The organism is Cupriavidus sp. FW305-46 (genome assembly GCF_058787075.1).
Genome location: NZ_JBYSZI010000116.1, coordinates 1 through 8,526, shown reverse-complemented (window position 1 = coordinate 8,526; position 8,526 = coordinate 1). Strand labels below are relative to the sequence as shown.

General features: G+C 69.3%; 11 protein-coding genes. 5 read left to right on the top strand and 6 right to left on the bottom strand.

Annotated elements, in window-relative coordinates; all coding sequences use genetic code 11:
- Positions 1-36 precede the first annotated feature (36 nt).
- The 3 genes from AC3WON_RS30650 (at position 37) to AC3WON_RS30640 (ending at position 1,401) form a co-directional block, all read left to right on the top strand.
- Positions 37-693 (top strand): response regulator, encoded by a 657-nt coding sequence (locus AC3WON_RS30650; protein WP_114134071.1) that lies wholly within the window; start codon positions 37-39, stop codon positions 691-693.
- A gap of 201 nt (positions 694-894) precedes the next feature.
- Positions 895-1,053 carry a DUF3309 family protein gene (locus tag AC3WON_RS30645; RefSeq protein ID WP_010810653.1) on the top strand — a complete coding sequence of 53 codons (159 nt, stop codon included), beginning with the start codon at positions 895-897 and terminating at the stop codon, positions 1,051-1,053.
- Between the two features lie 159 nt (positions 1,054-1,212).
- The gene (locus AC3WON_RS30640; protein WP_010810654.1) at positions 1,213-1,401 is read left to right on the top strand and encodes a DUF3008 family protein; all 189 of its coding nucleotides are present in this window, start codon (positions 1,213-1,215) and stop codon (positions 1,399-1,401) included.
- 91 nt (positions 1,402-1,492) lie between these two features.
- On the opposite strand, the gene AC3WON_RS30635 is transcribed toward AC3WON_RS30640, so the two are convergent.
- The 3 genes from AC3WON_RS30635 to AC3WON_RS30625 form a co-directional block, all read right to left on the bottom strand.
- Positions 1,493-2,212, bottom strand: a complete 720-nt coding sequence (locus AC3WON_RS30635) for a ParB-like protein (protein WP_492353439.1) — start codon at positions 2,210-2,212, stop codon at positions 1,493-1,495.
- Complete coding sequence (locus tag AC3WON_RS30630) at positions 2,196-2,630, bottom strand: hypothetical protein (protein ID WP_492353438.1); 435 nt, start codon at positions 2,628-2,630, stop codon at positions 2,196-2,198. The genes AC3WON_RS30635 and AC3WON_RS30630 overlap by 17 nt, the downstream gene beginning before the upstream one ends.
- A gap of 172 nt (positions 2,631-2,802) precedes the next feature.
- On the bottom strand, positions 2,803-3,660 hold the full coding sequence (locus AC3WON_RS30625; protein ID WP_492353437.1) for an SDR family oxidoreductase: 858 nt from the start codon (positions 3,658-3,660) through the stop codon (positions 2,803-2,805).
- A 295-nt stretch (positions 3,661-3,955) separates the two neighbouring features.
- On the opposite strand from AC3WON_RS30625, the gene AC3WON_RS30620 reads away from it, so the two are divergent.
- Positions 3,956-5,023, top strand: a complete 1,068-nt coding sequence (locus AC3WON_RS30620) for a BON domain-containing protein (RefSeq protein ID WP_492353436.1) — start codon at positions 3,956-3,958, stop codon at positions 5,021-5,023.
- A gap of 7 nt (positions 5,024-5,030) precedes the next feature.
- Positions 5,031-5,666, top strand: a complete 636-nt coding sequence (locus AC3WON_RS30615) for a ParB-like protein (protein WP_492353435.1) — start codon at positions 5,031-5,033, stop codon at positions 5,664-5,666.
- Between the two features lie 48 nt (positions 5,667-5,714).
- On the opposite strand, the gene AC3WON_RS30610 is transcribed toward AC3WON_RS30615, so the two are convergent.
- The 3 genes from AC3WON_RS30610 to AC3WON_RS30600 are packed head-to-tail and all read right to left on the bottom strand — an operon-like array spanning position 5,715 to position 8,382.
- On the bottom strand, positions 5,715-6,581 hold the full coding sequence (locus AC3WON_RS30610) for an alpha/beta hydrolase family protein (RefSeq protein ID WP_492353434.1): 867 nt from the start codon (positions 6,579-6,581) through the stop codon (positions 5,715-5,717).
- Positions 6,568-7,761 (bottom strand): DUF3182 family protein, encoded by a 1,194-nt coding sequence (locus AC3WON_RS30605; protein WP_492353433.1) that lies wholly within the window; start codon positions 7,759-7,761, stop codon positions 6,568-6,570. The genes AC3WON_RS30610 and AC3WON_RS30605 overlap by 14 nt, the downstream gene beginning before the upstream one ends.
- 54 nt (positions 7,762-7,815) lie before the next feature.
- Complete coding sequence (locus AC3WON_RS30600; protein WP_492353432.1) at positions 7,816-8,382, bottom strand: low affinity iron permease family protein; 567 nt, start codon at positions 8,380-8,382, stop codon at positions 7,816-7,818.
- Positions 8,383-8,526 lie beyond the last annotated feature (144 nt).

The window sequence follows — 8,526 nt, the reverse complement described above, 5'->3', positions numbered from 1 at the left end:
CACCCGCCCCGCCCCCACGACCACCGAGACCCAGCCATGACCATCCGCATCCTGCTGATCGACGACCACACCCTGTTCCGCTCGGGCATCCGTGCGCTGCTGCAGCGGCAGGCCGACTTCGAGATCGTCGACGAAGCCGCCGACGGCGTGGAAGGCATCAAGCGCGCCAAGCAGCACCGTCCCGACGTGATCCTGCTGGACCTGAACATGCCCGGCCTGTCCGGCCTGGAAGCCCTGCAGCTGCTGGTGGAAGACCTGCCGCAGACCGCCGTGATCGTGCTGACCGTGTCCGAGGAAGCCGAGGAACTGGCCGCCGCGCTGCGGGGGGGCGCGCGCGGCTACCTGATCAAGAATATCGAGACCGAGGCGCTGATCGCCGGCATCCGCCGTGCCGCGGCCGGCGAACCGGTCATCTCCGACAGCATGACCGCCAAGCTGGTGGCCCAGTTCCGCGCTCCCGCACCGGTGGCCGCGGCGCGCCAGGACGAAGCGCCGCGGCTGACCGCGCGCGAGCGCGAGATCGTGCAGGGCCTGGCGCGCGGCGAAAGCAACAAGGAGATCGCGCGCGACCTGGGCGTGGCGGAAAGCACGGTGAAGATCCACGTGCAGAACATCCTGAAGAAGCTGAACCTGGCCAGCCGCGTGCAGGTGGCCGTCTATGCCGTCGAGCACGGGCTGAACGCAGCGTGCTGAACGCGGCGCAGTGTCCGCCACGACAGCCCTGCATGTTGCGCGCCCGACACCCCAACGTCGTCCGATTCCTACAGCGATTTCAGCCCTAGTCCGGGGGGACGCCGGCGCCCCCTGATCTAGGCTGAACTGTAAGCAGTTGGCTCTCCGAGGCCACCCCGGTCCGGAAGCCCGGCTTGCCAGATCCACAACAAGGAGCACGCCATGGGAATCGGCACCATTCTCCTGATCATCCTGATCCTGCTGCTGATCGGCGCACTGCCGGCCTGGCCCTACAGTTCCGGCTGGGGCTACTGGCCTAGCGGCGGCCTGGGCCTGATCGTCCTGATCGTGGTGCTGCTCGTGGTGCTTGGCCGGATCTAGCGTTCCTGGCCAGCCTGCGGGCAACGCACGCCGGCTGGCGCACGCAGCGGCGCCAGCGCGGGGCTACCCTTGTCGCTGCCGCGCCGGCGCCCTATAACGAAGCGCGGGCGTGTGCCACCGCATCGCCCGGTTCCTTCCCCCATTTGCAAGGAGACCCAGATGCCAGCCAAATCCAAGGCGCAACAGCAGGCCGCGGGAGCGGCGCTCTCCGCAAAGCGCGGCGAAAAGAAGGCCGGATCGCTCAAGGGACCTTCCCGCTCGATGTATAAATCGATGAGCGAAAAGGAACTCGACAAGATGGCTTCGACCAAGACCAAGGGCATGCCGAAGCACAAGTCAGACAGTTGATCCGGGACCAGCGTCAGCGATGCTGCCGGGTTGCTCCCCTCTCCCACCTGCGGGAGAGGGGAGCAACCAAGCGGTCTGCCAGGCTGCCTGCCTATCTGGCACCGCCCTTCTTTCCCCCGACCCTCCCCCTCACCGGCCCGCCGCAATAGCCGGGCAAACGTCTTGCGCGGGCGCTGCGCGCCAGCCGGATCGACTCCGCCAGCGCCAGCCCGAATCCCGCAACGCTGCCGAGGTCCTGTTCCACCCGCTCGCGCAGGAAGGCGGCCCAGGAGAAATCGCCGGCAGCGCTGCCAGGCTTGCGGCAGGCCCCGGCCTCGCGCGCAAAGGCAGCCAGGCTGCGATAGGGATCGTCGCGCATGCCCCGCACAGTGGGCGGCAGCGCCTTCGGGCCCAGCAGCTGGCCGTGCTCGTCATAGGGATGGACATGGCCGAGACGGCGCATCCGTTTCCAGAACGCCGACGGGCTCAGGCGGCTGAAGTCATGCAGCACGCGCACGGGTGCCTGCTCGTAGCCGAGATCCAGCCACGCCCGCGCCCAGTGATGGTGATCGATGATATAGAGGCTGCCGCCCGGCCCGGCCACGGTCTTGACGCGATGGCGGCGCATGAAGCGCCGCAGCGCCGCGTGGTCGTCCGGGTTCGCGTGGCGCTGCGTGACATCCATCTTGTAGCTGACGTGGGCATAACCCAGCGTCAGCTGGGTCGGGCGCAGGCGAGCCAGTTCGGCAACGGCGTTGCCTCGCGCGCTGCGCGGCGTGCCTGGTTCAGCGCTGCCGGCCGCGGCAGCGCGGCGCTCAGTCGTTCTCGGCACGCTTCTGGTCGACGAAGTGCTCAAGCTCGCTGCCCGGGTCTTCGTTGCCGGTGCTCTCTTCGGCAACCGCCTCGCGTGCGAGCGGGCGTGGCCAGTACTCACCCTCGCCGCCGCGTATGGGCTCGCCGTGGCGGGCGGGATTGAAATCCGTCCACTGGCCGCATTCCCAGTTGCCTTGCGCGCATTCCAGCGCGCTCGCCCCGGCTTCACGCAGCACGTCCACGGCAACGGAATCGAGGCCGTTGTTGACGCATGCCGCCAGCATGACGCGGTCCACCGCGCCGCTTTCCGGCGTACTGTCCGGCCCCACCGACATGATGGATACGTCCCACACGGAGAAGCCGCGCGAGAACAGGGTACGTGCCACGTCTTCGGCGCTGGCAATCGAATCGAAACGTCCGGCTACGATCGATGACATGATGACTGACTCCCATGATGGTGGCGATGGTCATGACTGCTGTCATCCACATTGCAAGAGCCACGCCTGCGCCTGCTGTGCGGCACGCCGCGCGCACGGCCTGCATGGCGCGCACGCCGGCGTGCAATATTTGCAAAGGCGGCCCCGGAACTACATGCCCCGCCCTGGCGCCTCAGCCGTTGACGACCTCGCCGCCGTTGATGTGCAGGATCTGCCCGGTGACATAGCTGGCCGCGTCGGATGCCAGGAAAACAAAGCCCGCCGCCACCTCGAACGGTTGTCCCGGGCGCCCCATCGGCGTCTTCTTGCCAAATTCGGCCACTTCCTCCGCGGTGAAGGTCGACGGGATCAGCGGTGTCCAGATCGGGCCCGGCGCAACGCCGTTGACACGGATGCCGCGCTCGACCACCTGCAGCGCCAGGGAGCGCGTGAAAGACACGATCGCACCCTTGGTGGCGGAATAATCCAGCAGGTGCTTGCTGCCGCGATACGCGGTCACCGAAGTGGTGTTCAGTATTGACGCGCCCGACTTCAGGTGCGGCAGCACCGCGCGCGTCAGGTGGAACATCGCAAACACATTGGTGCGGAAGGTGGCCTCCACCTGGCTGGCGTCGACCTCTTCCAGCGAGGCCTTGGGGTGTTGCTCGGCGGCGTTGTTGACCAGGATGTCGAGCTTGCCGTACTGCTGCAACGCCTGTCGCGCCACGGCCTCGGCATGCGCGCGGTTAGCGAGGTCGCCGGCGATCGCCAGGCATTTGCGGCCCGCCCCCTCAACCAGCTCGACGGTCTCGCGCGCATCGGCATGCTCATCGAGATAGGCGATGGCGACATCGGCGCCTTCACGCGCAAAGGCCACCGCAATGGCCCGGCCGATGCCGCTGTCGCCGCCGGTGATCAGCGCCGCGCGCCCGCGCAGCCGGCCGCTGCCGACATAGTCGTCGGCGCCGCTGTCCGGCTGCGGCCGCATGGCGGACTCCAGGCCAGGTTGGCGCGACTGGTGCTGGGGCGGGATGCTGGTCGGTGTGGACATGGCTGGCTCCTGTCTGCGCGGCCGCATCGCGGCCCTTGCAGGTGCCGCGCAAATTCCATGCCGCAAACGGCGAGCCCGGGCCACGCCGCCCGTAACCCTTACATTGCCCGGCAATCCTTACAGCGCCCCGGGCGGCCAGCCCGCCTGGCCCCGCGCACGCGTCGGGGCACGGATATTGCGGCCATTGCAGGCATGAACGTCACCGGCCCGGCGCGCCTGCGGCAGTTGCCGCACGGGCCCGCCGCACCAGGCAGTGCGGCGGAAGACGCCCGGGCCCCACAGCCAGGAGGCAACCATGTTCAACTTCCGCAACGAGCGCAGCCGCAGCGGCCCCCGCAGCGGCAGCGAAACGCAGCGCCGCGAGCGCGGCCCGGCGCAACGGACGCGCGACCAGGGCCGGGGCAGCGGCTCGGAGGACTGGGGACAGGAATGGGGCGAGGACTGGCGCGGCGACAGCAGCGGCCAATCCGCGCCTCCGGGCCGCGAACGCGAGTCCGAGCGCCATGGCGGCCCGTGGTACCAGCAGGACACGCCTGCCGGCCAACGCCGCGGCAGTTGGGGCGAACAGGGCTATGGCGCTGCCGACACGGGCGGCACCGGCCATCCGTACAGCAGCGGCTACGGTGGCTACCGGCCGGCCCCGCAGGACAGCGGCTATCGCAGCGAAGAACGCGAATCGGGCTATGGCTACCGCGATGAAGACCGCTTCGGCCCGCGCGGACGCCGCAGCGAACTCAGCGATGAGAATGACCCGCGCCAGCCTGGCCGCGGTTGGCACGGTGGTGAAGAAGAATGGGGTGAACGCGGCGGCCGCGCCATGCACTGGCGCGAAGGCATGGAACGCGACCGCGCGCAGCGCGCCGGGCAGCCGAGCTATGGCGGCGGCTATTTTGGCGATGCCGGCAGCGGTGGCCAGTCGTACAGTGGCGGCCAGCGTGTGTACCCGGATGATCCGGGCTACCGGCGCCACGCGCCCTATACGGCGCAAGCGGGAGCGCCAGGCGGCCAGCGCGCCGGGCGCCGTCCGGTCGGCCCCAAGGGCTACCGCCGCGCCGATGAGCGCGTGCGCGAGGATGTGTGCGAACGTCTGGCGATGAACCCCTATGTCGATGTCCACGACGTCAGCGTGGAAGTGGCCAACGGCGTGGTGACGCTGGACGGCACCGTGCGCGAGCGCCGCGAGAAGTACGTGATCGAGGACATTGCCGATGCCGTGTTCGGCGTCACCGAGGTGAACAATCACCTGCGCGTGCAGCGCCAGCCAGGCGCCGCGTGGGCGGCGGGCTCCGAGGTCGGCGGCGACGATGCGGCCGGCACCGATGCTTCGGGGATCTCGCCCGAGCGCACGCTGAACAAGAGTTGATGCGCCCATGCGCCGCCAGCCTCGCAAGCTGTGCCCGGGCAGCAAGCTGATGGTGCCGCTGGATGCCCTGCGTCCCACCCAGATCACGGTAGGCGGCTACCATGTCGCGCAGAAGGTCCATGTCACCCGGCGCCTGCCGCCGGAGGACCGCGCCGCGTTCCTGGACCGGCACCGCGTACACCTGGTGATCGGTCCGGAACAGGCCCTGTACGTGGTCGACCACCATCACTGGGTGCGCGCCTGGCACGATCTCGGGCTCACCCATGTGCCGGGCGTGGTGCGCGCCGACCTGAGCGACATGAACCTGCCGGCGTTCTGGCGCCACATGGTGGCTGAGCACATGGTCCACCCTTACGACGAGTACGGGCGCCGCCGTCCGCTGACGGAACTGCCTGCCGGCGTCCATGACATGCGCGACGACCCGTATCGCAGCCTCGAGGCTTTCGTGCAGCTGGCCGGCGGCTATCGCAAGGTCAAGACCGCCTATATGGATTTCCGCTGGGCCGACTATTTCCGCCGCCACGTGGCGGGCCCGTTCGACACCCCGCATCACTTTGCCATCGCGCTGGCGCAGGCGTTCCGGCTGGCCCACGCCGCGGGCGCGCGCGGCCTGCCCGGCTACATCGGCCCACTGGGGTGCTGAGCCGGTTCAGTTGTCCTGGCCTGCTGCTATCGGCCAGGCCAGGCCACGCTATTGCGCGCCGGATACCGCCGCCGGCGCGCTGGCGGACTCGGCCTGCGGCATGCCAAGCTCGTCGGTGGCCGCCTGCGGCGCGGGCCGCTCCGCGGGCGGCTCGGCGCGCTCCGCGCTGACCGGGCCGGCGCGCGCGACGGTGATCATCTCGCGCAGCCAGTTGACCAGCAGGCTGCTGTAGCCGCGCTGGCTTTCCTCTTCCGTCAGGCCGTGGTCGGCACCCTTGATCACGCGGTAGGTCATGGAGTTGGCATGCACGCAGGCATCCACGTAGCTCATCACCGCGGCGTGCGGCACCACCTGGTCGTGCTCGGATTCGATCACCAGCACGTCGCCGGCAAATTCCGCGCAAGCGCGCAGGGCGCGGTTGCTCTCGGGCGGCACCACGCTGCGCCGGTAGGCCACCAGGTCCTGTTCGCGATGCAGCTGGCGCTTGGGCAGTTCCCAGCCCGAGTCCATGTACAGCGCCGGCGCGCGGAACGCCATCCAGCGCACCTGGCGCAGCGTGCTCAGCAGCGCAGCCAGGTAGCCGCCGTAGCTGCTGCCCACCACCGCGATGGCGTTGCGGTCCACTTCGGGCTGGCGCACCAGCACATCGTAGGCGGCCACCACGTCGGCCAGGTTGCGCATGCGGCTGACGGTCTCGTATTGCGCCTGGGTGCCGGCGTGCCCGGTCAGGTCGAAGGTCAGGCAGACGCAGCCCAGCCCCGCCACCTTGCGCGCGCGGGCCAGGTACTGCTGCTGGCTGCCGCCCCAGCCGTGGACAAACAGCACGCCCGGCAGCCTGGTTTGCGGGCTGATCAGGGTGCCGGCAATGGTGCCGCCTTCGCTTTCTATCTGCAGCAGGTCTTCATGCGTTGCCATCGGATTCAGGCTCCAGTCGTGCGTATTTAGTCAACGGACCGGCGTGCCGGTCCTCTCCCTGGAAGTAGATCTCGGCGTCGTCCGGCACGCGCACGCCCTTGCCATAGACCTCGCGCGTGGCAGCCACCGCGCGGGCGCGGCGCGGATCCTCGCGCAGCGCGGCCAGCGCCGCCAGTTCGGCGCCGGTCGCGCCGCCCACCCGCCAGGACTGTTCCAGCACGCCCCCAAGCACTTGCCCGTGGCCGGCGCTGCCCGCGGGCGAGCCGAAGGCGACGTCGTAGTTGCAGCGCGACAGCACCATGCTCCCGGCATCGCCATAGCACGCGAGCGCGGCTTCGTGGTACACCATCGCGGCCCGCACCGCGGCCAGCGTGCGGGCGTCGAACGGGTGCTGCAGCAGCGCCTCGAGGCCGCCGCGCACCATTGTCAGCGTCGAGCCGCCATAGACCTTCTGCCCGTGGTTGTTGGCAGTGAGCCCTTGCGTGCCGCAATAGCTGGCCCGCAGGCCCGCCAGTTCCACCTGCCCCACGCTGTAGGTCTGCGGCGCATCCAGGTCGCGCTCCGCCACCAGGCCATGGGCTTCCACCACGTCGGGCGCCATCGCGGCAAGTGCCTCGTCCAGCGAGCGTTCGTCGTGGACCACGCGCTGGCCCAGCCCGCCGACGCCGTACGGTTCTTTCAGCCGTACCGGCCCCAGCGCCAGCAGGCGCATTGCCGCAATCCGCGCGTCGCCGAGCGTGAAGGCGGTGAAGCCCGGCAGGGTAGCGCCCACCACGCGTCGCACAAAGTCCTCGGACCAGCCCCGCGGCGCTGCCGCGCCGGGCGCCACCAGGCCGTGCGTGATCGCCTTGGTGGCCACGAAGGCGTAAGGCACCACCCCACCAAACAGGTCGCCCGCGTCCCGCACGCCGAGGTCCTGGGCCAGCTTGCGCCCCACCAGCGTCTGCGCGGGCACCAGGTACGGCACAGGCAGCCCCGCATCAGGCGCGGCGTAGGCGCCTGCGAAGGTCAGACCCGCAATGTCGGCGACCTTGCGGGCAATATTGGCAAGGGTCGTGCCATGGTGGCTGTCGGCCTTGCCCAGGGTCTCGCAACCGTAGACCATCACCGCACGCCCGCGCGCCGGCGGGTTGCCCGGGGCGGCGCGCTTTCGATGCGTTGCCTTGCTCGGTTCGGACACGGGCGGCTCCTTGCTGGTGGCTGTCGCTCGATGGGATGGGAGGGGCCGCATGGGCTACGAGCTGGGCGCCACGGTGGGTGAGCGGCTCCCGGCATCGCTGCCGGCCAGCCGGCGCCCGCGCGCTGCGCGCGCCTGCCGCTTGGCGGCGTGGTTCTCGCGCGCCTCGTCCAGCGAATGGCTCGACTTGATACCGTCTTCCTTGTCAGCCAGCTCGGCCAGGTGGCGATAGAAGGTCACCAGCTGGCGCAGCTCTTCCTCGTCCAGGTCTTCGATCGACACCAGCATATTGCTGGCTTCGCGGTGCGAGGCGAGCAGTTCATTGAGCTTCAGGTGGACCGCGACCGCGTCCTTGTTCTGGCTCTGCTGGATCAGGAACACCATCAGGAAGGTGACGATGGTGGTGCCGGTGTTGATGACCAGTTGCCAGGTCTCGGAATAGGAAAACAATGGGCCGGTGATGGCCCACGCGGCCACCACGCTGACGGCCAGCACGAATGCGACGGGCGATCCGGCCTGGCGCGTGGCGGCGCCGGCGAAGCGGTCAAAGGCATGTAGCACGCCATGCTTGCCGGACCCGGATCGATGGTCAATGCCTGGCGGGATTGGGCTGGAATTGTTCATTGTTGGCGCTCCCACAGAGGGTGGCTGTTTGTGATTGGCGTCATTTGGTTGGTTTATGGCGCTTGGCGGGTGTGGCTTTATTGGCTTGGCGGTATCCGGTCGCTTATCGTCCTTGGCGGGCGTGGCTGTTTCGCCGGCGTAGCC

Excerpts from the sequence above, each read along its gene's own strand:
- AC3WON_RS30645 (WP_010810653.1), top strand. The coding sequence starts at position 895 with ATGGGAATCGGCACCATTCTCCTGATCATCCTGATCCTGCTGCTGATC.
- AC3WON_RS30620 (WP_492353436.1), top strand. The coding sequence starts at position 3,956 with ATGTTCAACTTCCGCAACGAGCGCAGCCGCAGCGGCCCCCGCAGCGGC.
- AC3WON_RS30610 (WP_492353434.1), bottom strand. The coding sequence starts at position 6,581 with ATGGCAACGCATGAAGACCTGCTGCAGATAGAAAGCGAAGGCGGCACC.
- AC3WON_RS30630 (WP_492353438.1), bottom strand. The coding sequence starts at position 2,630 with ATGTCATCGATCGTAGCCGGACGTTTCGATTCGATTGCCAGCGCCGAA.
- AC3WON_RS30615 (WP_492353435.1), top strand. The coding sequence starts at position 5,031 with ATGCGCCGCCAGCCTCGCAAGCTGTGCCCGGGCAGCAAGCTGATGGTG.
- AC3WON_RS30625 (WP_492353437.1), bottom strand. The coding sequence starts at position 3,660 with ATGTCCACACCGACCAGCATCCCGCCCCAGCACCAGTCGCGCCAACCT.
- AC3WON_RS30600 (WP_492353432.1), bottom strand. The coding sequence starts at position 8,382 with ATGAACAATTCCAGCCCAATCCCGCCAGGCATTGACCATCGATCCGGG.
- AC3WON_RS30640 (WP_010810654.1), top strand. The coding sequence starts at position 1,213 with ATGCCAGCCAAATCCAAGGCGCAACAGCAGGCCGCGGGAGCGGCGCTC.
- AC3WON_RS30650 (WP_114134071.1), top strand. The coding sequence starts at position 37 with ATGACCATCCGCATCCTGCTGATCGACGACCACACCCTGTTCCGCTCG.